The 25797-nt window shown below is 31.4% G+C and carries 25 protein-coding genes; 9 read left to right on the top strand and 16 right to left on the bottom strand.

The annotated features are described in order from the left end of the window. Positions 1 to 52: 52 nt before the first annotated feature. The 8 genes from QO263_RS12355 (at position 53) to QO263_RS12320 (ending at position 10018) form a co-directional block, all read left to right on the top strand. Complete coding sequence (locus tag QO263_RS12355; protein ID WP_285621913.1) at positions 53 to 826, top strand: hypothetical protein; 774 nt, start codon at positions 53 to 55, stop codon at positions 824 to 826. A 198-nt stretch (positions 827 to 1024) separates the two neighbouring features. Then, the gene (gene miaB, locus QO263_RS12350; protein ID WP_285621910.1) at positions 1025 to 2362 is read left to right on the top strand and encodes a tRNA (N6-isopentenyl adenosine(37)-C2)-methylthiotransferase MiaB; all 1338 of its coding nucleotides are present in this window, start codon (positions 1025 to 1027) and stop codon (positions 2360 to 2362) included. Further along, positions 2352 to 2639 (top strand): hypothetical protein, encoded by a 288-nt coding sequence (locus QO263_RS12345; RefSeq protein WP_285621907.1) that lies wholly within the window; start codon positions 2352 to 2354, stop codon positions 2637 to 2639. The genes miaB and QO263_RS12345 overlap by 11 nt, the downstream gene beginning before the upstream one ends. Positions 2640 to 2730: 91 nt before the next feature. Next, positions 2731 to 5379, top strand: a complete 2649-nt coding sequence (gene mutS / locus QO263_RS12340) for a DNA mismatch repair protein MutS (protein WP_285621904.1) — start codon at positions 2731 to 2733, stop codon at positions 5377 to 5379. Between the two features lie 9 nt (positions 5380 to 5388). Beyond that, positions 5389 to 7275 (top strand): DNA mismatch repair endonuclease MutL, encoded by a 1887-nt coding sequence (mutL, locus tag QO263_RS12335; protein WP_285621902.1) that lies wholly within the window; start codon positions 5389 to 5391, stop codon positions 7273 to 7275. A gap of 14 nt (positions 7276 to 7289) precedes the next feature. After that, positions 7290 to 8234 (top strand): tRNA (adenosine(37)-N6)-dimethylallyltransferase MiaA, encoded by a 945-nt coding sequence (gene miaA / locus QO263_RS12330; protein ID WP_285621899.1) that lies wholly within the window; start codon positions 7290 to 7292, stop codon positions 8232 to 8234. 73 nt (positions 8235 to 8307) lie between these two features. After that, a complete protein-coding gene (gene hfq, locus QO263_RS12325) occupies positions 8308 to 8559 on the top strand; it encodes an RNA chaperone Hfq (RefSeq protein WP_285629300.1) in 252 nt (83 codons plus the stop codon). A gap of 145 nt (positions 8560 to 8704) precedes the next feature. Next, positions 8705 to 10018 carry a methionine gamma-lyase family protein gene (locus QO263_RS12320; RefSeq protein WP_502928717.1) on the top strand — a complete coding sequence of 438 codons (1314 nt, stop codon included), beginning with the start codon at positions 8705 to 8707 and terminating at the stop codon, positions 10016 to 10018. A 15-nt stretch (positions 10019 to 10033) separates the two neighbouring features. Here QO263_RS12320 and lexA read toward each other — a convergent pair whose 3' ends face one another. Further along, positions 10034 to 10657 carry a transcriptional repressor LexA gene (gene lexA / locus QO263_RS12315; protein WP_285621893.1) on the bottom strand — a complete coding sequence of 208 codons (624 nt, stop codon included), beginning with the start codon at positions 10655 to 10657 and terminating at the stop codon, positions 10034 to 10036. Between the two features lie 155 nt (positions 10658 to 10812). Here lexA and QO263_RS12310 point away from each other — a divergent pair, with 155 nt between their 5' ends. Then, positions 10813 to 11112, top strand: coding sequence for a LysM peptidoglycan-binding domain-containing protein (locus QO263_RS12310; RefSeq protein WP_285621889.1), 300 nt, complete (start codon positions 10813 to 10815; stop codon positions 11110 to 11112). Between the two features lie 115 nt (positions 11113 to 11227). Here QO263_RS12310 and QO263_RS12305 read toward each other — a convergent pair whose 3' ends face one another. From QO263_RS12305 to rny, 15 genes are all read right to left on the bottom strand, one after another. Beyond that, positions 11228 to 12184: a tyrosine recombinase XerC gene (locus QO263_RS12305; RefSeq protein WP_285621886.1), complete on the bottom strand. Its 957-nt coding sequence runs from the start codon at positions 12182 to 12184 to the stop codon at positions 11228 to 11230. Between the two features lie 637 nt (positions 12185 to 12821). Beyond that, positions 12822 to 13019 carry a sulfur carrier protein ThiS gene (gene thiS, locus QO263_RS12300; protein ID WP_285621883.1) on the bottom strand — a complete coding sequence of 66 codons (198 nt, stop codon included), beginning with the start codon at positions 13017 to 13019 and terminating at the stop codon, positions 12822 to 12824. 17 nt (positions 13020 to 13036) lie between these two features. After that, on the bottom strand, positions 13037 to 15193 hold the full coding sequence (locus tag QO263_RS12295; protein ID WP_285621881.1) for an aldehyde ferredoxin oxidoreductase family protein: 2157 nt from the start codon (positions 15191 to 15193) through the stop codon (positions 13037 to 13039). A gap of 27 nt (positions 15194 to 15220) precedes the next feature. Next, positions 15221 to 15607 (bottom strand): 4Fe-4S binding protein, encoded by a 387-nt coding sequence (locus QO263_RS12290; RefSeq protein ID WP_285621878.1) that lies wholly within the window; start codon positions 15605 to 15607, stop codon positions 15221 to 15223. A 30-nt stretch (positions 15608 to 15637) separates the two neighbouring features. Continuing rightward, positions 15638 to 16786 (bottom strand): NAD(P)/FAD-dependent oxidoreductase, encoded by a 1149-nt coding sequence (locus tag QO263_RS12285; protein WP_285621875.1) that lies wholly within the window; start codon positions 16784 to 16786, stop codon positions 15638 to 15640. Further along, positions 16779 to 17057, bottom strand: a complete 279-nt coding sequence (locus QO263_RS12280) for a (2Fe-2S)-binding protein (RefSeq protein WP_285621872.1) — start codon at positions 17055 to 17057, stop codon at positions 16779 to 16781. Before QO263_RS12280 ends, QO263_RS12285 begins: the two co-directional genes overlap by 8 nt. Beyond that, positions 17050 to 17550, bottom strand: a complete 501-nt coding sequence (locus QO263_RS12275; RefSeq protein WP_285621869.1) for a 4Fe-4S binding protein — start codon at positions 17548 to 17550, stop codon at positions 17050 to 17052. Before QO263_RS12275 ends, QO263_RS12280 begins: the two co-directional genes overlap by 8 nt. Continuing rightward, a complete protein-coding gene (locus QO263_RS12270) occupies positions 17551 to 18639 on the bottom strand; it encodes an NAD(P)/FAD-dependent oxidoreductase (protein WP_285621866.1) in 1089 nt (362 codons plus the stop codon). Beyond that, positions 18626 to 18943, bottom strand: coding sequence for a (2Fe-2S)-binding protein (locus QO263_RS12265; RefSeq protein ID WP_285621856.1), 318 nt, complete (start codon positions 18941 to 18943; stop codon positions 18626 to 18628). The genes QO263_RS12270 and QO263_RS12265 overlap by 14 nt, the downstream gene beginning before the upstream one ends. 284 nt (positions 18944 to 19227) lie before the next feature. After that, the gene (locus tag QO263_RS12260) at positions 19228 to 21000 is read right to left on the bottom strand and encodes a sigma 54-interacting transcriptional regulator (RefSeq protein WP_285621853.1); all 1773 of its coding nucleotides are present in this window, start codon (positions 20998 to 21000) and stop codon (positions 19228 to 19230) included. Positions 21001 to 21140: 140 nt separating this feature from the next. Beyond that, on the bottom strand, positions 21141 to 22331 hold the full coding sequence (locus QO263_RS12255; protein WP_285621850.1) for a pyridoxal phosphate-dependent aminotransferase: 1191 nt from the start codon (positions 22329 to 22331) through the stop codon (positions 21141 to 21143). Positions 22332 to 22424: 93 nt separating this feature from the next. Then, positions 22425 to 22796: a PadR family transcriptional regulator gene (locus QO263_RS12250; protein WP_285621847.1), complete on the bottom strand. Its 372-nt coding sequence runs from the start codon at positions 22794 to 22796 to the stop codon at positions 22425 to 22427. Between the two features lie 2 nt (positions 22797 to 22798). Then, positions 22799 to 23665 carry a PHP domain-containing protein gene (locus tag QO263_RS12245; RefSeq protein ID WP_285621844.1) on the bottom strand — a complete coding sequence of 289 codons (867 nt, stop codon included), beginning with the start codon at positions 23663 to 23665 and terminating at the stop codon, positions 22799 to 22801. Between the two features lie 125 nt (positions 23666 to 23790). After that, entirely contained in the window at positions 23791 to 24051 is a 261-nt protein-coding gene (gene spoVS, locus QO263_RS12240) for a stage V sporulation protein SpoVS (RefSeq protein ID WP_050354976.1), read from the bottom strand. Positions 24052 to 24194: 143 nt separating this feature from the next. Beyond that, positions 24195 to 25721 carry a ribonuclease Y gene (gene rny / locus QO263_RS12235; protein ID WP_285621842.1) on the bottom strand — a complete coding sequence of 509 codons (1527 nt, stop codon included), beginning with the start codon at positions 25719 to 25721 and terminating at the stop codon, positions 24195 to 24197. Between the last annotated feature and the right edge of the window lie 76 nt (positions 25722 to 25797).

Here is a 25797-nt window from a genome sequence, read left to right as displayed (position 1 = left end):
ATATAATTATTCTCTTTTCTTCAAAAAATACTTATAGAAAGGAGAATAAATTATGTTTCCTAATACTGAAACTGCACCTTTATTACCTAAGGAAATAAACATATTTAAGAACTATATGAATGAGCAGTCGGATCCGATAAGAAGGGAAGTATTTAATTATAGCTTAGTTTCATACATTATTAGCAACATAACACCTTTTCCAATTAATATTGAATTTTATTATAACAATCGTTTAGAAAATGATAACTTTGAAGATTTCATTAACTTTTTAGCTCTCAGCTATTTAAAATATAAACTATATACTGATAGTAATAATATTAAAAAGGTTTATTTTAAAACAGAAGACTTATTTTATAGTAACTACTTTATTAAGACCTTTTTTGATTATAAAAAACCAGTTAATGATAGAGATATATCCGAAATAGTGTGGATATATCCTAAAGAAAGTGTAAGGGCCTTTATTTCAGAAAGCTTTTTTAATAAAAATTACGGTAATTACTTTTACAATGAAATGACTTTAATAAGGCTTATTATGATAATGGCAGGGTTTTCAAAATACGAAATAAGCAGCCTAGATGACTGTCCCAGCATGGAATTGAAACAGATCAATTATCCAACCCTGATTTTAGCTAATATTGGATTGTATGAAAAGGAATTGCTTAAAATTCAAGAAGGTATTGACGGAATAAGCGTATTTTTGGATTTAAGTGATAAAGAAGAAAAAGAACATATCTTTTCAACAGATAGAGAATTATTGAAAAGAACCATTCTGAAAGTAATAAATGAAACAGAAAATTTAGAATATACAATGAAGGATTTTTTATAACGAATAGGAAAGTTCTTATAAAGAGGGAGAGCTAATCTTCCTCTTTAATTAATAAAATATATTTTATTTAACAGTATAATAGACTTGGATTAAGAACTATAGTGATAGAACTACTTTTTTTTTATTGCTATGTTTGTTATAATGAATAAAGCTTATTATAATAGTTATGAAATAGATATAAAGAAGGTGGAGGTCCTAATGATAAATAGCAGTAAAAGGTATACAATTTTAACCTGGGGATGTCAAATGAATGAACACGACTCAGAAAAAATGTCAGGAATTTTAGAATCCTTAGGATATATAAATACAGATAAAAAAGAAGAAGCGGATCTAATAATTCTCAATACATGTCTAGTTAGAGAAAATGCAGAATTTAAGGTTTACGGTAACCTTGGAGAATTAAAGGCATTGAAAAGAGAAAACCCAGATTTGATAATTGCAATATGTGGATGTATGATGCAGAAAAAAGAAATAAGAGACATAATTAAAGAGAAATATAAATTTGTTGATATAATATTTGGAACACATAATATTCATAAGCTTCCTGAGCTAATTGCAAATCATAATCAACATACTAGGATGATTATAGATGTATGGGAAGATGCAGGAAACATTGTAGAAGGTATACCTGCAAAAAGAAAATATGGATTTAAGGCTTTTGTTAATATTATGTATGGTTGCAATAATTTTTGTAGCTATTGCATAGTTCCTTATACTAGGGGAAGAGAAAAAAGCAGAGAGCCCGAGGATATAGTAAATGAAATTAAAAATCTTGCAGATGAAGGCTTTAAGGAAGTCACCCTTTTGGGGCAGAATGTTAATTCATACGGAAAATCATTAGACTCAAAAATAACCTTTGCAGATTTGCTTTATTTGATTAATGACATAGATGGAATCGAAAGAATTAGATTTATGACATCACATCCAAAAGATTTATCAGATGAACTTATTTATGCAATAAAAAAATGTAATAAAGTCTGTGAACATATACATTTACCTTTTCAAGCAGGCAGTAACAAAATATTAAAGCTTATGAATAGAAAGTATACTAAGGAACAATATTTAGAATTAGTTAAAAAAATAAAGGATGAGATACCTAATATTTCATTAACTACTGATATTATTGTTGGTTTCCCAGGGGAGACAGAGGAAGATTTTATGGAAACCATTGACATTGTAAAAAAAGCAGAGTTTGATTCAGCCTTTACCTTCCTCTATTCCATAAGAGAAGGAACCCCTGCTGCTAAAATGGAGAATCAAATTCCTGAAGAAATTAAGCATAAAAGATTGAAAAAGCTGCTGGATGTTCTCAATCCCATAAGTCATGATAAAAATTCCCAGCTCTTAAATACTGTTCAGGAAGTTTTAGTAGAGGAAACTAGTAAGACTGATTCTACAATATTAAGTGGTAGAACCAGAACAAGTAAGCTAGTGCATTTTGAAGGAGATACGGATCTAATAGGGAAGATAGTTAAAGTCAAAATTAATAACACAAAAACATGGACATTAGAAGGAACTATAACCAATGGAGAATAAGAATACAAGCCCTATAGAATTAGCAAGAGAATTAGGCTTCTCTATCATTGATTCAATTCAATATCGTAATCTGAAAAAATTAGAAGAGGAAATGCAAAACGAGACAGAAAATGATATTACGATTCAGAATTATTTGCAAGCTAAAAAAGACTATGAAAAATTACTTAAAAATGTATATAATATCATCGAATATATGACTGGAGAAACTAGACTAATTAGTTCTAGTGACGGTTGCTGTGGAAAATGTCATTCTAACTGTTCTGGTTGTGCAAAATAGGCTAAATTAATTTAGCCTATTTTTGTAATTCATAGGAAAGTATAGGACACATATGGTATAATAATTAATAACAAGGGATTTGGAGGGAAATGTGTTGAGCTTGACACCAATGATGAAGCAATACCTAGAAATAAAAGAAAAATATAGAGATTCAATTCTCTTCTTTAGATTAGGCGATTTTTATGAAATGTTTTTTGAGGATGCAATTACTGCTTCGAAAGAATTAGAAATTGCATTAACCGGAAGAGACTGTGGCCAAAAAGAAAAGGCACCAATGTGTGGGATTCCATTTCATTCAGCAGATACCTATATAGCTAAGTTAATAGAAAAAGGATATAAGGTTGCTATTTGTGAGCAAGTTGAAGATCCTTCTAAAGCAGTTGGACTTGTAAAAAGAGATGTAGTTAGAGTAATAACTCCTGGTACGGTAATAGATCCTAATATGTTGGATGAAAAGAAAAACAATTATCTATGCTGCATTTTTCTAGATGAAAAAGGGTATGGATTAGCGTATGTTGACGTTTCTACTGGCGATTTTTTTACTACTGAAGGAATTTTAGAAAATGTCGACATTATTGATGCACTTTTTGATGAGTTAGGAAAGATAATGCCGACAGAAATAATATGCAATAATTTTTTTTATGATAATGAAATAATATCATCTAAGATAAGACAACGATTTGAATGTATGATAAATACATACCATGAATGGACCTTTGATTTAGGTTTTGCTGAAGAATCAATAAAAAGACAGTTATCAGTTATTAGTCTTGATGGTTTGGGCATGAGAGATAAGAATTATTCAGTAATTGCATCAGGTGCTTTAATAGAATATTTAAGGGAAACTCAAAAAACTTCATTTTATCATATAAATAAAATTAATCAGTATTCTTCTAATAACTATATGGTTCTGGACGTGAATACAAGGAGAAATCTTGAGCTTACTGAAACTATTAGAGGTAAAACAAAAAAAGGCTCCTTACTTTGGGTGCTTGATAAAACCTCTACAGCTATGGGAGGAAGGCTACTAAAAAAATGGATTGAGGAGCCCTTATTAGATAAAAAGAGTATTGAATACAGGCTAAGCACTGTTGAATATTTTGTAGATAATTTAATACTGATTAATGATTTAAGATCGTTACTAAAAGATGTATATGATATAGAGAGACTCATGTCAAAGGTCATATATGGAACTTGTAATGCCAGAGATTTAATCGCACTAAAGAATTCTATCAAGGTTTTTCCGCAAATTAAGACTTTCCTGAAGGATACGGGCTGTGAAGAATTAATTGATATTAGCTATAAACTTGATGGACTTGAGGATATTTACGACTTAATAGACAAATCAATTGTAGATGATCCTCCTTTTTCAGTAAGAGAAGGAGGTATTATAAAAAAAGAATATAATTTTGAAATAAAATCACTTAGAGAAGCATCTGTCCAGGGAAAAGAATGGCTTTCTAAAATAGAAGAACAGGAACGGATAAAAACAGGTATTAAGAATTTAAAAATTGGTTTCAATAAAGTCTTTGGATATTTTATTGAAGTTTCAAAAGGAAACATTAAATTTGTTCCAGATTATTTTATCAGGAAGCAAACTCTAGCTAATTCTGAAAGGTATATAACTCCAGAGTTGAAAGAGATGGAGGATAAAATTCTAGGTGCAGAAGATAAAATGGTTGCTTTAGAATATCAGGTATTTGTTAATATTAGAGATAGTATTGCAGCAGAAGTTAAGAGAATACAAGATTCAGGCAAGATAATAGCAAAAGTTGATGTTTTAAATTCATTAGCATTATCTGCTCTTAACAATAATTATATTAAACCCAAAATAAATACAAATGGTTTTATAAATATTAAGGAAGGTAAACATCCTGTAGTAGAGAAGGTATTGGAAGAAGGCTTGTTTGTTCCAAATGATACTTATCTAAATAATGATGAAAGCAGAGTTTTAGTTATTACTGGTCCTAATATGGCAGGAAAATCAACATATATGAGACAAGTTGCGCTTATTGTATTAATGATGCAAATAGGGAGCTTTGTACCTGCTGAAGAGGCAGATATTTGTATTGTTGACAGAATATTTACTAGAATAGGGGCTTCTGATGACTTGTCTCAGGGTCAAAGTACTTTTATGGTAGAAATGAGTGAAGTAGCAAATATATTGAATAATGCTACGCAAAATAGTCTTTTAATACTTGATGAAATTGGCAGAGGTACTAGCACATATGACGGTTTAAGTATTGCTTGGGCAGTAATAGAATATATCAGCAATCCAAAAAAAATCGGCGCAAAAACTTTATTTGCTACTCATTATCACGAATTAACAGAGCTTGAAAATAAATTAGAAGGAGTACTTAACTATAAAATTTTAGTTCAAGAAAAAGGTGAGGATATTATCTTTTTAAGGAAAATCAAAAAGGGTGGAGCGGATAGGAGCTATGGAATCGAGGTTGCAAAGCTAGCTGGTGTAAGAGGTGATGTAATAAACAGAGCCTATGAAATATTGCAAGACCTTGAAAAGAGAGATGAAAGTAAGCCAGAAATAGCGATTTCAGTAAGTGAAAAGGAGATTAAGGAAAATATCCATAAGAGCAATAATGATTTACAGCTTGATTTGTTCAATATAAAGAAAAGTAATCTAATTGAGAAAATTAAGGATATTGATGTAGAAAAGCTAACTCCAATTGATGCTATTAATATACTATATAATCTCCATGAAGAATCTAAGGAAATATAGGTGATATATATGAATAATATTAGGCTTTTAGATAGCAATACAATAAATAAAATTGCAGCTGGAGAAGTAATTGAACGACCAGCCTCTGTAATAAAAGAGCTTATTGAAAACTCAATTGATGCCATGTCATCTTTTATAACAGTTGAAATTGAAGACGGCGGGAAAAAATATATTCGAGTAACAGATAATGGTACGGGTATAAGTGCAGATGATGTTGAGCTTGCTTTTCTAAGGCATTCCACAAGTAAGATAAAGAATGTAGATGATCTTCATTCTTTATCAACTCTAGGCTTTAGGGGAGAGGCGTTAGCAAGTATTGCTTCTGTATCGCAGCTAGAGCTTATTACTAGAACCAAAGAAACTATTAGTGGAATACATGTATTTATTAATGGAGGAGAAATAATAAAAAAAAGTGAAGTAGGTTGTCCTGTAGGAACCACAATTATTTTAAGGAACTTATTTTACAATGTACCAGTTAGGCAAAAATTCCTTAAAAGTGATACAATAGAAGCTTCTTATATAAGTGATATTATATATAGACTAGCATTAGGAAATCCAGGGTTGAAGTTTAAGTACATTAAGGATAATAAGGTTATTATAAATACTCCAGGCAAGCACGATCTAAAGTCTACGATATATAGCCTTTTGGGAAAAGAATTTGTGAATTCTATGTTTGATATTGATTATTCTGGAGATGATATAGAGATATGTGGACTAATCAGTAGTCCTGCTTTTACTAGAGGTAATAGAAATCATCAATATACCTATGTCAACGGAAGATATATTAAGAGTGAGGAAATATCCGAGATTATTGAGAGCCTATACAAGACTCTAATTCCAATAAACAGGTTTCCTGTATATGCTATTTACATCAATATAAGTCCTGAATTAATTGATGTAAACGTGCACCCAACAAAAACAGAAATACGATTTGATAATATAGAAAAGCTTAAGAACGCACTTTCATTAGCTATTGGTTCTGCTTTCTCAAGTAACAATTTAATACCAGAGGTTACTATTCCAGCAAAAAAGGATGATACAAAAGAGACCCAAGAAACCTTTTTAGATATTGATAGTATTCAGAGAGAAAAAGTAGACAATACCAATCTATTAGACACCAATGATATAAGCTCATCTAAAAGTACTTTTTGTCTTGAAAATCAGGTTTGGAATAGAGCTTTATTTAAAAAAGAAGATAAAGAAGATGATGATAAGAGCTTCATCGACGTAGATGATATGATAAGAGTTCTAGATTATAGCATAAGCGAATCTCCTGAAATGAGCTATGAAAATAAAATAGAGGCTAAAATCAATCCTATACCTGATCTTAACATAATTGGCAATCTATTTGATACCTATATTATGGCTGAAGATAGAGTAGGGAAAGAGCTATATATTATTGACCAGCATGCCGCTCATGAAAGAATAATGTATGAGAAGATAAAAACTCAATTAGAATCGGATGAAGTCTATAAGCAACAATTATTGACACCATTAGTTATTAATATTTCCCATGGGGAAATGCAATTAATAAAAGAAAATATTGATTTATTTGATAGGATTGGCTTTGACATTGATGATTTTGGCCTCAATTCTATTGTCATAAGAAGTGTTCCGCTAGTATTTGGTGTTCCAGATACAAGAAACTTATTCTTAGACATTTTAGATAATTTAAAGGATAGGATTAGTAGTAGCTATGAGATGAGGCTTGACAAAATAATGAAGCTGGCTTGCTCAAGTGCAATAAAGGCTGGACATAATATAAAAAAGATAGAGATTGACACTTTATTAAATGATTTAAGAAATGCAGACCAACCTTATACATGCCCTCATGGAAGACCAATAATAATAAAGATATCAAAATACGAACTAGAAAAGAGATTTAAAAGAGTATAGCAAAGGATGATTTTATGGGAGACAAAAAGCCACCACTTATAATAATAGCTGGACCAACTGCTGTCGGGAAAACTAGTGTATCCATAGAAGTGGCAAAGAATATAAATGGAGAAATTATTTCTGCTGATTCTATGCAAATATATAAATACATGGATATCGGAACTGCTAAAATTTCTAAAACAGAGATGAATGGTATTGAGCATTATCTAATAGATGAAATCTATCCTGATGACAGTTTTTCTGTTTCAGATTTTCAATCTAAAGCCACCGAATACATAGCCTTAATTCGTGATAGAGGAAAACTCCCTATTGTAGTAGGAGGTACTGGGTTATATATTAATTCATTAGTTTATGACCTAGATTTTACTCAAGCTATTTCTAATTGGGAACTAAGAAGCAAATACATTGAAAAAGCAAAGCAATATGGCAACCAATGTATTTATGAAGAACTCAAGGAATTAGATATTGAATCTGCTAATAGAATTCATATAAATGATACCAAAAGAATTATTCGTGCTTTAGAAATATACCATGAGACGGGAAAACCTATGTCTTACTTTTACAAGGACTTTAGAAAAGAGAATGATAAATATAATATTATATTTATTGGACTCACTATGGATAGGGATAAGTTATATGAAAGAATAAACAGACGTGTGGATATTATGATAGAATCGGGACTGATTGAAGAGGTAAAAAAATTATTGAATATGGGTTATTCTGAAGACCTTGTATCTATGCAGGGCTTAGGATATAAGGAAATAATTCAGTATTTAAAGGGTAACTATAGCCTTGATGAGTCCATAGAAATTCTTAAAAGGGATTCTAGAAGATATGCCAAAAGACAATTAACTTGGTTTAGAAGAGATAAAAATATTGAATGGATTAATATTCATGACTTTGACAATAGTAATAAATTAATTGATTGCGTAGTTAAAAATATAAAGGAGAAATTATAATAAAGTTGAATATATCTTTATTACTTATTTATTACTTTTAAAATTATCTAAAAAATTTTATGAGGGAGGGACAATTGTGAAGACTACAATGAATTTACAAGATGTTTTTTTAAACAAAGTGAGAAAAGAAAATATTACTATTACTATTTTTCTACTTAACGGTTATCAGTTAAAAGGTCAAGTAAAAGGATTTGATAATTATACCATAGTATTAGATTGCGATGGTAAACAAAATCTTATATACAAGCATGCAATATCTACTATTGTACCAGGTAAAACCATAAGCTTTATGAATAAAGGAAATAATACCGATAGCTTTGAATAATAATATTGAAGCTAAAAATCATAGAGATTACATAATGAGGCCTTTTAAGTGCAAAAGTTACTTAAAAGGTTTTATTATGTAAAACTAATTGAAACTAAGAAATTCATGTGTTACAATACATAAGATAATACTAATAGAAGGTGATATATTGAATCAGTATACTATAAATATATTATGTAAACAGTTTGACATAAGTAATGAAGTTATTAATTATGTAGAATCCAAGGAAAAGATACTTAGAGAGAAATATTTTAGTAAAATCGAAGCAGCTAAAGAATATAATCAATATAAAATTATACATGCAATGCAGAAAGCTAGACTTAATGCAACTCATTTTAATTGGACTACTGGTTATGGGTATGATGACGTTGGAAGAGAAAAGGTAGAAGAAATCTACTCATATGTTTTTGGTACAGAAGATGCCTTAGTAAGACCAACTATTGTTTCAGGAACTCATGCGATTACGCTTACTTTGTCTGGAATTCTTAGACCTGGAGATGAGCTTATTGCAATTAGTGGCAGTCCTTATGATACACTGCAAAAAGTAATTGGTGTAAAGGGTAATGAAAAGGGTACATTCATTGAATACGGGATAAAATACAAAGAAGTTCCTCTTACTGCAGATGGAAAAATTGATATTGAGAAATCACTAGCTTCAATAACAGATAGTACTAAAATAGTTATGATTCAAAGATCAACTGGATATAGTGATAGAAAAGCTTTAACAATAGACGAAATAAGTGAAGCTATAGAAAAAGTTAAAGCATTTAATAATAATCTGATTATTATGGTAGATAACTGTTACGGAGAATTTATCGAAATAGATGAGCCTACAAATGTAGGAGCAGATATTATGGCAGGATCACTCATAAAAAATCCTGGAGGAGGTATGTCCTTATCTGGAGGTTATGTTGTTGGAAGAAAAGATTTAATAGAACTAGTAGCCAATAGAAGTACGGCACCTGGCATAGGTAAAGAATGCGGATTGACCTTTGGAACAACTAGAAATACTCTGCAAGGTTTGTTTTTAGCTCCTATGATAGTTGGAGAAGCACTTAAGGGTGCTTTATTAAATGCGCTAGTTTATAAGGATTTAGGTTTCAGAGTTGTGCCAGATACAGATGATAAAAGAAGTGATATAATTCAGGGAATAGAATTTAAGTCGAGGGAAAAGGTAATCAAGTTTTGTCAAGGAATACAAAGCGCCTCACCAGTGGACTCTTATGTATCGCCTGAACCTTGGGACATGCCTGGATATGAAGATGAAGTAATAATGGCAGCAGGTGCGTTTGTACAAGGTTCCTCAATAGAACTAAGCGCAGATGGTCCTATGAGAGAACCATTCTTTGCATATTATCAAGGTGGTTTAACCTATAGCCATTGTAAGCTTGGTGCTATGATGAGCTTAAATAACTTATATAAGAACAATATGATAGAAAAAGAAAAGCTGACTTTTTAGTCAGCTTTTCTTTTTCTATTTAATTCTACGGTAGACACCAGTTACTTTTCCTAAGATTGTGACATCCTTAGTGATAATAGGCTCCATAAATTGATTTTCTGGTTGTAATCGGATATAATCCTTTTCTTTAAAAAATCTCTTAATAGTTGCTTCTTCTTCTAAAAGTGCGACTACTATGTCACCATTATTTGCAGTATTTTGTTGTCTTATAAGTACTAGATCTCCATCAAGGATACCTGCTTCTATCATGCTTTCTCCTCTTACCTTAAGCATAAAAACAGAATCATTTTCTACGAAGTGAATAGGTAAGGGGAAGGTATCTTCTATGTTTTCAATTGCTAGAATTGGTTCTCCTGCTGTAACTTTTCCTACAATGGGGACGTTTACGATTTCTCTCCTTGGAAACGGAATGATATTATCGGTTTTATCTAAAATTTCGATTGCCCTAGGTTTGGTAGGATCTCTTCTTAAATAACCCTTTTTTTCTAATTTCTCAAGATGGGCATGAACAGTAGAAGTGGATTTTAATTCTACTGCTTTACAAATTTCCCTTACTGCAGGAGGATAGCCTTTAGAAAAAATCTCCTTTTTAATGAATTCAAGTATTTTTAACTGTACTGACGATAAATCCTCATACATATTGGCACCCCTCAATAAAGTATTTGCTGTTATTATAACATATAAAAAGACAAATGGCAAACATTCGTTCGTTTCTTTAAAAAAACTATTGACAAGGAACATATGTTCCTATTATAATTGAATTAACGAACAAATGTTCCTTTGGAGGTATTGTTATGGGAAAACGAATAAGAATTGCAAACAAAAGAAGATTTACAATTTTTTTATCAACTATATTTATTATTACAACCATTATATTTAATGGTATATTAAGACTCAACTTGGTTTATGGTTCGGATAATGGTAATTATGCTGAAATGGCCATAGTATCCGGAGATACGCTATGGGAAATAGCCAAAAGAAATAATCCTTATAATCAGGATGTTAGAAAAATAGTCTATGAAATAATGAAAATAAATAACATGAAATCTGCCAGCATAAAGGCAGGCAGTGTAATAAAAATTCCTACATATTGATTGTAATATTAAAAATAAATAATAGCTATAAAGAGATAGACCATTATATGAAGTTGAGTATGGTCTATTTCTTTATATGATAAGAGTTATAAAGAGCACTATGGATTTTAGGTGTCTAAGAACGAGTTTTTTTAGAAAGAGGATTGCTTTTGACGGCTTTTCTTAATCTATCATCATCAATATGAGTATAGATTTGAGTAGTAGATACATTTTCATGGCCTAATATTTGCTGCAAAGCTCTAATGTCTACATTACCATACTTATACATAAGTGTAGCTGCAGTATGCCTTAGCTTGTGAGTTGAATACATTTCAACATCTAATCCAGCATCTTTTATATATTTTTTCACGAGATATTGAACCGTTTTATTGCTTATTCTATTTTTCCTATTGCTTAAAAACAAAGCATTTGGCGTTTTAACTCCTTCTGTAGGCCTTACTTCGAGATAGTCGTTAATAGCCTGTAAGCATGCTTCATTTAGGTAAATAGTACGTTCTTTATTTCCTTTGCCCACTACAGTTAGAGTATCACCTTTAATCCTATCAATATCTATACTAACTAACTCTGATAATCTTAAACCACAGTTTAAGAAAAGTGTAATAATAGCATAATCTCTTTCTTTAAATGTTCCCTCAATAGAATCTAGTAGGTTTTCAGCCTCTTGAAGAGAAAGATAAACAGGATGTCTAGTACTGGTCTTTGGTGACTCTAGATCTATTGCAGGATTCTCATTAATAACCTTAATTTTTGTGTGCAAATATTTAAAGAAGGATCTAATACTGGCGACTTTACGAGCTTTAGCGTAATTTTGGTTATTGCGATCCTTATCAACGAAAGAAATAAAAGCATATAAATCTTGCAAGGTCACTTTTCTAATAATGGTTTCATCAATATCCGATATATCAATTTCATCAAAAGGTGCATTTTTATCAACTAGCTTATATCTAAGCTTCAAAAACCTAAATAGAGTTCGTAAGTCGAAAAAGTACTCCTTAGCAGTATTTTCGGATTTTCCTTTGATGGTTTCTATGTAGTTTAAAAAATCTTCTAATATTATTGGTGAATTATCCATTTTTCCACTCCTTATTATACAAAATATACATTTTGTATAATAATATTCTACGTTTTTTCAGTAAATCCTTCTTTAAAATGATAAATATTTTTATTTAATTTGCTTTACTTTTCTATGCAATTTATAAAAATAAAATAATTAACATTGCAATATTATTTTTAAACTCAATTTTGTAGATTTATGATTAAAAATGCTGCTATATTTTGCTTTTCAATTGAAAATATCAATTATTCATGCTGAAAAACTTTTTTGAACTAATTTATCAAAAATTAGCGTTTTAAATCGATTTTAAGCATAATTTGATATGCTTTGATATAAAACTATTATACAATCAAAATAAAGGCCTCACAACTTAAATATGAGCCTATTTTATTTTTAACATCTAAAGAAAACTATATTTTATCTGTTGAGTTTATCAATTATATCTTTTTTCATCTTTGATGAAGTATTTATATTATTTTTTATTATTAGCAATATATTTGCCGTTACAAATAGACTGTCATTAAGTTTACGTAATTATATTATGTAAACTTAATGACAGTCTATCTTCAAAAGCATATATAACAAATGTACAAAAACCATTTATGTCATAAAAAATACTACACACAAAGCTGCATGTAGTATTTTCTATAATTATTTACCCTCCGGCTAACAAATGAATAACCTGTACTTCATCTCCATCATATATTAAGGTAGTTAAATATTCATCCTTAGATATTAATTTACCATTTACCTTCACTATGATTTTAGGAAAAGTATACCTTTTAATATCTAATATTTTCTGTACCGTTAGGTTCTTGCTCCATTCATGCTCCTTACCATTAATTAAAATCATACCTTCACTCCTACTGTTTAGATATGTTTTTCTACAATCTCAATTAATTCAGGCAGGTCCATTTTGATCTCTTTTAGTTTTTCTACTGTTGGAATTCCATTTTTAGTCCAACCTCTCCTTTTATAAACTGCATCAATTAATTGTTCGTATTGATCTTCCCTATATGCTCTGAGAACATTAATTTTTTCCTCTGTAGACTTTCCTGTTACATCATAATTCAGCTTTTCTTTAAGTTGAGCATCATATCTTTCTTTTCTTGATTCATATTCTTCTACAGTAACAGGACCTACAGAACGGTATGGCACTTTATCATCCACTCGTTTACCATGTCCCATTCTAATATTAAAGATTCTTTGAAAGTTATATACTCTTTCAGATTGAACTATTAATTCATGCTTATCTATGTTACTTCCTGTCATTCCATTATATAAGTCAACATAATTCTGCACATGTTCAGGTATTTTGGCAGGCTCATCAGTAGATACATTGCTGGCAGGTACTATATCGTTCCAAGGAAGCTTGCAGAGTCCCATGAGGCCAAACCACGTTCTAAACATAGGAAAATAATGTAGAGCTTCTGCTTTGTCTTCAAAGGTTGGTATTTGATTATTTACCATGTCCATAAATATAAGCCAAGCTTCATCGTGTTGAGGTCCCTTATTTGTTAATCCGTATCCACCTTGCTGTGCCAATGATTCCTTAGGTAGGTATTCAGAATACTCCAATCCTTTTTGCTCCATTCCAATGTCCTCTAAGAAATTCTTATCAGCTCCATACTCTTCGATAAATATTTTCTTCAATCTTCTTATACCTAGTCCAGCTGTTTTCCCAAAGCCTTCTCCCCTAGACATCTGATGAAGAAGCTCCATAGCAGCTTCTTTATTACCAAAGGTCAATTCTAATCCTCCAGTAATCTCCTTATTAATTACTCCATTTTCATAACACTCCATTAGGAAAGCAGTTATAGTAGCAAAGGAAATAGTATCAATTCCGTATGTATCACAATAAAAGTTACATTCCAAAATATATTCAGGGTCGAAAATACCGCAATTAGCCCCTACTCCTGCAGCAGTTTCGTATTCAGGGCCATCTACAGTTACCTTATCTCCCTTATATGGTCCTGTTTTTAATTCGAAGCTGTCAGCTGCCTTAGCGCATGATAGTGAACACCCATACCAGCAACCATCAGGTTTTCCTTGTGTTAAATAATTGTCTCTGAATACATTTGAAGCTATTTTATAAGTATCATGATGATTGCCATATTTATAATTATGAACAGGCAACAAATCATACTCATCCATTACTTCAATGATATTTGCAGTACCTACTTGTCTCATCCTACATTGTTCATCATCAAATCTATTTATTTCTCTATGAAGTCTTAATCCAGTTCTATTTATTTTAGCTTGATCAGATGGATTGTTCAAATTTCCTTTTACACCGCTAAACTTTACTACTAAAGCCTTGATTTTTTTATCTCTGAATACTGTGCCTATGCCACCTCTTCCAGCCTGCTTAAGTCTAGTCACTTTTCTCCTTACATCATAAAATGTGAAGTTTAACAAACCTATTAAGGTATTGTCAGCAGCAGTACCAGCCGTAACAACAGCTATATTTCTCTTATCCTCTTCGGAATCAGCGTACATTTCTGTTAATTGTTCCCCTAGTACATGTGCATCTATAGCTTCTAATGGTGCTTCCTCTATCCTTACTATGCCATTGTTACCATCTATGTACACTACTACATCATTATTTGCTTTACCTTGTATTTCTAATGCATCCCAACCAGAGAATTTTAACAATGGTCCAAAATACCCCCCTACATTACTATCTATAGGAATCCCAGTAAGAGGTGATATGGTCACTACTAGGGACTTACCTGCCCCAGGATATTGTGTAATCCCCCCTACTGGTCCACTAGCTATAACTATTGCATTTTCTGGATCAGTCCATTTTGTCTCTGGTTTTACTGCATTCCATAAGTACCATAATCCAAAGCCTTTTCCTCCTATAAACTTTTCCTTCATCATAACAGTAACAGGCATTGAATCAACTTTATTATTTGATAAATCAATATATAGGCTTCTATTCGTATAACCCTTTTCAATTTTACCAAGCTCGTAGCTATATTCATTAAGTAACTTACGGTTATCTTTAAGTGTATCTATATTCAATAGATTCTCCCCCTTAAAATAATTGTACTATACATCTTCTAAATAAATTGCATCTGAAGGACAGTTTTTAGTACATAGTCCACAGGAGATACATTTAAAAGGTTCTGTAACGTCATCATGTTGAAACATTGCCCTTTCATCGCAAAATCCTACACATATCAAGCAGCCTACACAGATATCTTTTTTTATTCTGACAATTCCTCTATTATCTCTGTATATGGCCTCTACTGGACAGATATCAATGCAATGTCCACACTGAGTACAGGTAATTATTTCATTATTTGCATCTACAATTTCTGTTACTCTTAAAGAGGCTTTTTTAAAATTATTTTCTTTAAAATATGCTTGTGAACAAGTTTCTTCACACAGATGACATCCTATACAGCGTTCTTCTTTTTTTCTTAATATCTTCAATAAAGCCACCTCCATTAAATCTAGTAAAAATTAAACTACTGATGGTTCGAATACTAATTCACCTCTTTCAAATCTGTCTAGAGTGAGCTTGCTAATATCGATTGTATTTTTTTCGCCTAATATTTGTTCAGCGATGAGTAATCCTGTCATAGGTCCAAGCATGAAACCATGTCCGCTAAAACCTAAGGCTAAGTAAAAGCCTTCTAAATCTTTTACAGGACCATATATTGGGTGTTTATCAGGTGTCATGTTATATAAACCTGCCCACTGCCTTATTACTCTAAGTTCACCAATAGGTGGTAGCAATTCTACAGTCGTCTTAGCCATTTCGTCTAAGAACTGCCAGCTTGATGTTATCCTTAAGTCCCTAGGCTCGCTATCATCGCCTCTACCCATAATAAATGAACCATGAGGAGTTTGCTGACAATATATATTAAGGGAAAAAGACATGACCATAGGATCTTGCATTGGTTCTACAGGTTCAGTCACCAATATTTGATGTCTTTCTGAGTATACAGGGATATTCACATTAACCATGTCAGCTATTAGCTTAGAGTAGCCGCCAGCAGCATTAACTACTATATTAGTGAATATATTACCTTTATTAGTAATAACTTCTTTAACTCTTCCATTTTCAGTTTTAATCCCTAACACTTCAGTAAATGTATATATCTTAACTCCTAATTTTCTAGCAGCTTTTGCATATGCATCAGTTGTCAAAAAAGGATTTAGATGGCCATCTTTTGGACAGAAGGTAGCACTTTTAATTATATCTGTATTCAGATAAGGAACGATTTCAGCTGCTTCTTTAGGTGTTAGATAATCTACAGGTATCCCTAATGATTTTTGGAGTTCAGTATTCTTTTTAAATTGAATATCTTCCTTCTCTGTAGATGAGACTAATAAATATCCTCCCTGTTTAAATTCAATGTCTCCATCATAATCCAATTCTTCATTTGCAGTTTCGAAGAACTTTATACTTTCCATTGACAGTCGACAATTCATCTCTGTTCCCCATTGCTGTCTAATGCCGGCTCCACATCTACCTGTAGCTCCACTTGCAAGAAATCTTTTTTCGAGAACAACAATATTTTTGACTCCTTTTTTTGCTAAATTGTATGCTATAGAACAACCAGATATTCCACCACCAATTATGACAACATCTGCTGCATTAATCATTAAATTCACCTCCGGTCAATATTTGTTTTATTTTTATTCCAGCCACTGGAGGTCTACTGATGCAAACATCTAATTCGGCTATGTTTTGGCCAGTATAATTAGCAATTTCCCTCAATATGAGCTGACTGCAGGTTCTCCCCTGACATGGACCCATTCCAGCTCTAGATATTCTTTTTATTTCTTCTACTGTTCTATATCCATCTTGGATTAGCTTTCTGATATCTTCTAAGGTAATGTCTGAGCATCTGCAGATTATTGTATCATTATTCATGAGATTTTCCTCCCATTCTTATATTTCTAAAATCATATAATAGATCTCTATTGACTACTACATCTATTATAGCTGTTCTATCAAAGGATTTCTGATTTTGTACCCTTACTACTTTTACATCAGTAATGTAATCTCCATTCCTATTTAGCCCTTCAACTATATCACCATTAGTAGGTAGAGGTAAAAATTCATAAGGTATTCTAAACAATACTTCTTCTTCTGAAAGACTTCCATCTACAACCATAATAGCTAATCCTGGACATTTACTCATACATATACCACAGCCATTGCATCTATTTTCATCTAGTGAAGGTAAATCATTGATATCATTCATATAATGCATTGCTTTTCTAATACAGGATGTAGAGCAAGGATTACAGGGAATGTTTTGATAACATTCTATAACAGCCACTGGCCCTTGATTTACTCTTTCTATACTAGGAAAGACCTTTCTTACTAAATCATCTGTTGGTACTCCTGTACATTCTATCATTTAAATCACCTCTCTTACGATTTTGCTAATTCCATTTCTAATTTTTTCTCCTACAGCACCTGAACGTAAAGACTTTAATTGTGCAATATAATCTTCTCTAAGTCCATTAAAGCTTTGATGCTCAAGGCCTATACTCTTTGCTGCACATAAGCCAGAGAGATATCCTTCAACCATCGCACTACTAGCTTCCTCTACCCCAGATACATCACCTGCTACAAAAATCCCCTTTTTGGTAGTCTGGTAATTTTCATCCCTAATTGGAACTAGTCCACCTAATTCAGGTATATATCTCATTTCGCATCCTGCTTGCATTAATAATTCTGTTAGAGGAGAAAGGCCCACTGAAATACACATGATATCAGCATCAAATTCCATCTCGGTACCTTCAATAGGATTCCAGCTACTATCTAATTTCCATATAACAACTTTATTCAAATATGAATCACCAATTGCTTCCTTAACTGTATATCCTGTTAAAATAGGAACACCCATCCTTCTTATTTTAGAAGCATGTACTAAGTAGCCGCCAATTTTGGGTGCAGCATCTATAATAGCTTCTATTTCTACACCTGCTTGCATAAGCTGATAACTCACTATCAAACCAATATTTCCTGCTCCTACCATTAAGACTTTTTTTCCTGGTTTAACCCCATATACATTCATAAGCGTTTGAACAGCACCAGCTCCATAAATTCCTGGCAAATCATTATTTGGAAAGGCTAATACCTTCTCGCTTGCTCCAGTAGCAATTAATATTGATTTAGGATTAATCTTTATATATTTCTGTTCATGTTCTATACTTAAAACACCATCTTCAAATATTCCCAAAACTGTTGCATCAGTCATAACTTCAACGTTCTTTTCATATTTCATCAAATTATCTAATAAAAGTTTTGCTATATCTATTCCTCTTGTAGAGGCATACTGTTTTTCAGAGCCAAAAAACATATGTGTTTGTTTTATCAATTGTCCACCTAAGTTTTTATTCCTATCTATGAGCAATACTTTTGCTCCACTGGCGGCAGCATTGATAGCCGCACATAATCCAGCAGGTCCACCTCCTATAATAGCCAAATCAAAATGTTTCATAATTAATAACCCCCTTTCCATGTTGTGTTTCAACAATCATTCCATCCTTAAGCTCAGTTATGCAAGTACGAACATTAGGTTCTCCATCTACTACCATGTTGCAAGATGAACAGTTTCCAATTGCACAATAAAAACCTCTAGGCCTATGTTTAAATAGGCTTTCTCCTAAAACTTTTACACCAGCAGCATGAAGTGAAGCTGCAATGGTTTCCCCCTCATATCCTTCTAGTTCTTTACCATTAAAAAAGAATTTGATCTTTTTTCCTCTATTAAATTCTAATATTGGATGGTTTTCAATTCTCATTGCTTTTCCCCCTAAATATTATTTAATGCATTATTAATATGTGTCATAAAGATTAATAAAGCAAAAAACGTACCAATTATTAGTTAAAGTAGATGTGCATTTTACATGACCTTAGCTGCAATTAATATCCTAATGTCAGAAAATTGACAAAATTTCTAATATTTTATCCCATGAATAATGTTTAAAGAAAAATTAGGGCCTTAATTCCATGCAAATTGTGCTATACATTAATAATATAAAAAAGTGTCAGTTATTTGACGGATAGCCAAATAACTGACACTTTTTTATATTTCTATATCATACTTATTCATTTTAAAATATAATGTACTTCTAGGAATATTAAGTATTTCAGCTGCTTTTCTTTTATTATGATTAGCTATTTTTAAAGCTTTTAAAATTAGTTCCTTTTCTTTGTTATTTACTGTTTCATTTAAACTAATTTCATTCTTCGTTTGCGATACAAAGCTTTTCTGGTGGGCATTAATTATGTCGTTAGGTAAATAGCTAATATCAAATTTATTATGCTTTGATAAAATTACTATTCTTTCAATTAAATTTTTAAGCTCACGGATATTACCTTCCCAATCATGATCTATTAAAATATTCATGACCTCTGATGGAATTTCTATTATATTGATTCCATAAGAAATACAAAAATCCCTTATAAATTTATTAACTAACAGAGGTATGTCTTTCTTTCTTTCTCTTAATGGAGGTAGCTCAATTAAAACAGAGTTGAGTCTATAGTATAAATCTTTTCTGAACAAACCATTGTCCATCAATTTTCTTAAGTTCTTATTCGTGGCAGCAATAATTCTTACATCAATTTTTATAGAACTTTCACTTCCAACTCGAGTTATAATACCATCTTCGATTACTCTTAATATTTTGGGCTGCATGTTTAATGGCATGTCCCCTATCTCGTCAAGAAAAATGGTACCGTTATGTGCTAGTTCAAATTTACCTGCTCTACCCTCTCTTGATGAACCTGTAAATGCCCCTCCCTTATATCCAAAGAGTTCACTTTCCATTAACTCACTAGGTATAGCACTACAGTTGATGGGAACAAAATAACCTTTACGTCCACTTTCTATATGTATAGCACGAGCAAATACTTCCTTACCTGTTCCACTTTCGCCTGTTACTAATACATTTATAGTTGATTTAGAAATGCTTTTGCTAAATTCGACAATCTCATTGAATTTTTCATCATTGCCAATAATCTTGGAAAATGCAAATCTACTTTCATTAAGATTTAAAACCTCATTTTCAAGAACTTGTAGATTCGATTGGGTTTTGTTTAGCAGTTCTGTAATTCTTATTAGTTCCGAAATATCCTTGTCACAGCTAACAGCACCAACAATCTGCTCATTATCTATTAAAGGCTTTGCACTAATTATGTTATAACATCCTTCTCTAGGACTATTAAATATATTTTCGTAAGAATTGCCCTCTACCAGCACCCTAGGCAATAATGCACTTGGAAAGATTTCTTGTATCTTTCTACTATAAATTTTTTCTTTACTTATCTTATATAAATTTTCTGCACTTTTATTCCATATTAGAACATTTGAATCTTTATCAACTACACATATTGCGTCATGTATGTTATCTAAAATTTTAACGAATAGGTCATGTGTTTTAAATAATAGGTTATTTAAAAAGAAAACTACATCATTAGGATGTATTATGCCTCTAATTCTATTATCATCATATACAGGAATTATTTTATTGTAGCCTTCTTTTACTAAATCCATTACTTTTCCTACTGAATCCTCAATATTAACACTTTTATAGATAGAAATTGTATCTCTATTTACATAATCCTCTAAGGAAATACCTTCACAAATAATATTTATCATATCGTCAGAAGTAAGAACAAAATCTTTGGGATTTTCTCCATTGCTATGTTCTATTATTACAATTGTATTGATTTTGGATTTATTCATCAGCTCCATTGTTTTGAAAATATTATGGACTTTGCATACCCTAAGGATATTGCTATCCATAATATCCTTAGCCTTTATATTATCAATAATTGTATTAATAAGTTCCATATCCTCACCCCTAGCTTTATAATATCAAAGCTTATTGTTTTTTGGAAGTAAATAAAAAAAAGGTATAGTATACAGAAATAAAGAGATATGAAGATTCATATCTCTTTATCAAAATAGACGCTTTTATTGTACAAAGTAATTTATTTTAGCATTTCTTCTATTCTCCTTAATCCTTCTTCAATATTCTTCATTGATGTTGCATAAGATAGTCTAATAAAATCATCAGCCCCGAAAGCAGATCCTGGAACAACTGCAACTTTTGCTTCTTCAAGAAGTAGATTTGCTAAATCTAAAGAAGTATTAACAATTTTACCTTTTATTTCTTTACCTTTTATTTTAGATATATTAGCCATTACATAAAAGGCACCAATTGGCTTTCTACATGATAATCCTTTAATAGAGTTTATTTTATCGACCATATAATCTCTTCTTAAAACAAATTGTTCCTTCATATCTTCAATAATCGACTGATCTCCAATTAATCCTTCTATACTAGCATACTGTGATATAGAACAGGGGTTAGAGGTCGTATGACTTTGTATATTAGTCATTACTTTGACTATTTCTTCATCTGCTGCTGCATATCCTATTCTCCAACCTGTCATTGCATAGGCCTTTGACATGCCGTTAACTACCACTGTTAATCTTTTAATTTCTTCACCTAATGAAGCAATACTTATATGCTTATGTCCATCATATATTAGCTTTTCATATATTTCATCAGATATAACAAAAATGTTATTCTTTACTGCCCAATCAGCAATAGCTTTTAATTCCTCTAAATTATAGGCTGAACCTGTTGGATTACTAGGGCTATTTAAAATAATAGCCTTTGTTCTTTGAGTCAATGCATTTTCCAAATCCTCTAGGTTAAATTTAAAATTATATTCTTCTTTCGTCTCTACAGGTACTGGTATTCCATTAGATAGCTTTATAAATTCAGGATAACTTACCCAATAAGGTACTGGTATAATAACCTCATCTCCAGGATTTAGAATTGCGAATAATGAGTTGAAAATTGACTGTTTAGCACCATTGGATACTATAATATTACTTGGTTTATATTCTAAACCATTTTCTTTTTTTAGCTTTTCACATATTGCTTTTTTTAAATCAGGAGTACCAGAAGTTGCAGTGTATCTTGTATTACCAGATTTTATTGCTTCAATTCCAGCTTTTTGAATATTATCAGGAGTATTAAAATCAGGTTCTCCAGCTCCGAAGCTTATTACATCTATACCCTTGTCTTTCATTTCTTTTGCTTTTGCTGTGATATCCAAAGTTATGGAAGAGGATATCATTAAGGCTCTTGATGAAAGGTTAAATTTCATAATAATCATCCTTCCTCTACAAATTAATTTTTGTTAATTATAAATTCTACATTATAATCAAATTTCCTTTTAAAGTTAGCTGAGTCATGAAATTTAATTATTATAAATATCCTTCAAAGTATTTTTAATAATTGTTAAAGAGTCTTCAAAAGTAGATCTATATAATAACTTTATTTTTTTATAATGTTCATATCCAATATCAGTAATTTTATAATATCTTATTGATCTTTTGTCTGGTTCCTGCCACCAGCCTTGTATATAATTATTTTCTTCTAATTCTCTTAAAAGAGGATATATCATTCCTGGACTTGGCTCCCACTTGTTATTAAGTCTAGATTTTATTTCATCAATTATTTCATTACCATAATAGCTCTTTTCTATCAATAAGTGTAGTATATATAATTTTACAAAAGATGTTGTACTAATTTTTGATGGAAATTGTCTGTTCCTTTCATTTTTATACATTTTCAAAATTCTCTCCTTTCCTTATAAAAATTTGCTTTGCTAAATAAAAGCTCTACATGAGAGTAATCTATAAAAAAGTCACCTAGTGCAGGCACATTATTAATAAAGTCTCCATGAAAGTCAGAACCTCCTGTTATTATCAAATTGTTGTCTTTAGCTATCTTACTGTAATTCATAACATCTTGAGAAGAATGTTTAGAATGTATTGCCTCTATTCCATCTATTCCCATACTTATTGCCTCATTTACAGCCTTCTCATTTTTTATTAATCCTGGATGTGCAATTACTGCTGCACCACCTGCATTATGTATTAAATTAATGCCTTCCTTTAAGGAAACCCTAAATCTATCTACATAAGCAGGCTTATGCTTATTTAAGTATTTATCAAAGGCTTCTTGTACCGTATCTACGTAGTTCCTATTAATCATTGCCTTAGCTATATGGGGCCTACCTATAACCCCTTTACCAGCAATATGAAAAACTTCCTGTAAGGTTAAATTAAATTCTAGACGATTAAGCTTTTCAACAATTTTTTCACCCCTCGATTCTCTTGATTCTTTAAATAATTTAAGTGTTTCTAATAATTCTATATTCTGTATATCAATATAATATCCCAGTAAATGTACTTCCTCATCCTCAAATATACAGCTTATTTCAATTCCCGGTATAATAGTAATATCAAATAAATTAGTATTCTCTATCGCATATTTTACACCTTCTATAGTATCATGATCCGTTATAGCAATTGCATAAATTTTCTTCTTAGAAGCCCATTTTATAACTTCAAGGGGAGCTAAGGATCCATCAGAGAATGTTGTATGGACATGTAAATCAGATTTTTTTATTATTGCATTCATATCAGCTATCATTCCTTTCTCCATGTAAAGCATAAAAAAGTATATATAGAATTTAAATATTATTATTACCTAAATCCTTATTAAAATAAAAAATCAAATATAAAAAAACCTGCACATATTATGCAGGCTTTTTTTAATTACCTAGGTTCAACAATTAATTTAATAGCGGTTCTCTCTTCCCCATCAATCTCAATGTCGGTAAACGCAGGTATACAAATTAAATCAACACCACTAGGAGCAACAAATCCTCTAGCAATAGCTACTGCTTTTACTGCTTGATTTAGAGCACCTGCGCCTATTGCTTGTATTTCTGCAGCACCTTTTTCTCTTAATACTCCAGCTAATGCTCCGGCAACAGAATTTGGGTTTGATTTTGCTGATACTTTTAATACATCCATTAAAATAGCCCCCTTAAATAATATTATTAATGCAGTATGATAATAATATTCTACAAATAACAAAAAAATCCTCTTTTCCCAGCTAAATTTTTTCAAAATAATATATATTTTACAATATTAAAAAAGAGAAGACCATGTCTTCTCTATTTTGCATATTCAATAGCTCTTGTTTCTCTTATAACATTCACTTTAATTTGTCCAGGATATTCTAGTTCACTTTCTATTCTCTTAACTATTTCTCTAGCTGTATGAATAATCTGGTCATCATTAATGAGTTCGGGTTTAACCATAATTCTAATTTCTCTACCTGCTTGTATAGCAAATGATTTTTCTATACCTTCAAAAGAATTAGCTATTTCTTCTAGTTTTTCTAGCCTTTTAATATAAGCTTCTAACGTTTCTCTTCTTGCTCCTGGTCTTGCAGCTGATATTGCATCTGCTGCTTGAACTAAAACAGCCTCAACGGTTTCTGGTTCAACATCTCCATGATGTGCCTCCATGGCATGAATTACTTCTTTAGATTCTCTATATTTCTTTAACAAATCTGCTCCTATAGCAACATGTGGACCTTCTACCTCATGATCTACAGCCTTTCCTAAATCATGTAAAAGTCCCGCTCTTTTAGCGATTTTTATATCTGCGCCTAGTTCTGCAGCCATTAACCCCGCTAAATGCGATACTTCTATAGAGTGTTTAAGTACGTTTTGTCCATAACTAGTCCTATAGTTTAATCTACCTAAAAGCTTAATTATTTCTATATGAAGTCCATGTACTCCTGTTTCAAATGTAGCTTGCTCTCCTTGCTCTCTGATATGGTTGTCTACTTCCTTTTTAGCTTTTTCAACCATTTCTTCTATCCTTGCAGGATGTATACGTCCATCAATTATAAGCTTTTCTAGAGCAACCCTTGCTACTTCCCTTCTAATTGGGTCAAATCCAGATAAAATAACTGCTTCAGGAGTATCATCAATTATCAAATCAATACCAGTTAAAGTTTCCAAAGTTCTGATATTTCTGCCTTCCCGACCTATAATTCTACCTTTCATTTCGTCATTTGGCAATGAAACTACTGTAACTGTAGTTTCTGCTACATGATCAGCAGCACATTTTTGAATTGCATAGGCGATTATTTCTCTTGCTTTTTTCTCGCCTTCTTCTTTTGCCTTATTTTCGATATCCTTGATCATTATCGCTGCATCATGAGTTATTTCTTTTCTGATATCGTTTAATAATAATTCTCTAGCTTCATCTGATGTTAAATTAGATATTCTCTCTAATTCTTCGACTTGCTTAACATATAATTCTTCAATTGCTAAATCTTTTTGCTCTAAATCCTTAATTTTCTTTGCCAATTGATCTTCTTTTTTCTCTAATGTTTCACTTTTTCTATCAATGGATTCTTCCTTATGAAGCAATCTTCTTTCTTGCTTCTGAATCTCCATTCTTCTTTCCCTAATTTCTCTTTCTAATTCATTTCTTGCCTTATGAACTTCTTCCTTTGCTTCAAGAAGTTGTTCTTTTTTTAAGGTCTCTGACTGTTTTTTTGCCTCGTCGACTATTCTTGAAGCCTCTTCCTCTGCGTTTATTATCTTTGCTTCAGCAATTGTTTTCCTTAAGTATATACCTAAGACAGTTCCAACTGCTAGCCCACCAACAGCTCCTGCAATCACTAGTGGTAAAATGATAAAGCACCTCCTTTACTATTCAGTTTTCAAGTTTCGTTTTTTAAAACATTTTCATTTGAAT

Origin of the sequence: Proteiniborus sp. MB09-C3 (assembly GCF_030263895.1) — a bacterium.
Taxonomy (GTDB): Bacteria; Bacillota; Clostridia; order Tissierellales; family Proteiniboraceae; genus Proteiniborus.
Note: the sequence above shows the minus strand (reverse complement) of the source record. Positions and strands in the feature narration are given on the sequence as shown.

Excerpts from the sequence above, each read along its gene's own strand:
- QO263_RS12355 (WP_285621913.1), top strand. The coding sequence starts at position 53 with ATGTTTCCTAATACTGAAACTGCACCTTTATTACCTAAGGAAATAAAC.
- miaB (WP_285621910.1), top strand. The coding sequence starts at position 1,025 with ATGATAAATAGCAGTAAAAGGTATACAATTTTAACCTGGGGATGTCAA.
- QO263_RS12345 (WP_285621907.1), top strand. The coding sequence starts at position 2,352 with ATGGAGAATAAGAATACAAGCCCTATAGAATTAGCAAGAGAATTAGGC.
- mutL (WP_285621902.1), top strand. The coding sequence starts at position 5,389 with ATGAATAATATTAGGCTTTTAGATAGCAATACAATAAATAAAATTGCA.
- miaA (WP_285621899.1), top strand. The coding sequence starts at position 7,290 with ATGGGAGACAAAAAGCCACCACTTATAATAATAGCTGGACCAACTGCT.
- lexA (WP_285621893.1), bottom strand. The coding sequence starts at position 10,657 with ATGTATGAGGATTTATCGTCAGTACAGTTAAAAATACTTGAATTCATT.
- QO263_RS12310 (WP_285621889.1), top strand. The coding sequence starts at position 10,813 with ATGGGAAAACGAATAAGAATTGCAAACAAAAGAAGATTTACAATTTTT.
- QO263_RS12305 (WP_285621886.1), bottom strand. The coding sequence starts at position 12,184 with ATGGATAATTCACCAATAATATTAGAAGATTTTTTAAACTACATAGAA.
- thiS (WP_285621883.1), bottom strand. The coding sequence starts at position 13,019 with ATGATTTTAATTAATGGTAAGGAGCATGAATGGAGCAAGAACCTAACG.
- QO263_RS12285 (WP_285621875.1), bottom strand. The coding sequence starts at position 16,786 with ATGATTAATGCAGCAGATGTTGTCATAATTGGTGGTGGAATATCTGGT.
- QO263_RS12280 (WP_285621872.1), bottom strand. The coding sequence starts at position 17,057 with ATGAATAATGATACAATAATCTGCAGATGCTCAGACATTACCTTAGAA.
- QO263_RS12275 (WP_285621869.1), bottom strand. The coding sequence starts at position 17,550 with ATGATAGAATGTACAGGAGTACCAACAGATGATTTAGTAAGAAAGGTC.
- QO263_RS12270 (WP_285621866.1), bottom strand. The coding sequence starts at position 18,639 with ATGAAACATTTTGATTTGGCTATTATAGGAGGTGGACCTGCTGGATTA.
- QO263_RS12265 (WP_285621856.1), bottom strand. The coding sequence starts at position 18,943 with ATGAGAATTGAAAACCATCCAATATTAGAATTTAATAGAGGAAAAAAG.
- QO263_RS12260 (WP_285621853.1), bottom strand. The coding sequence starts at position 21,000 with ATGGAACTTATTAATACAATTATTGATAATATAAAGGCTAAGGATATT.
- QO263_RS12255 (WP_285621850.1), bottom strand. The coding sequence starts at position 22,331 with ATGAAATTTAACCTTTCATCAAGAGCCTTAATGATATCCTCTTCCATA.
- QO263_RS12250 (WP_285621847.1), bottom strand. The coding sequence starts at position 22,796 with ATGTATAAAAATGAAAGGAACAGACAATTTCCATCAAAAATTAGTACA.
- QO263_RS12245 (WP_285621844.1), bottom strand. The coding sequence starts at position 23,665 with ATGATAGCTGATATGAATGCAATAATAAAAAAATCTGATTTACATGTC.
- spoVS (WP_050354976.1), bottom strand. The coding sequence starts at position 24,051 with ATGGATGTATTAAAAGTATCAGCAAAATCAAACCCAAATTCTGTTGCC.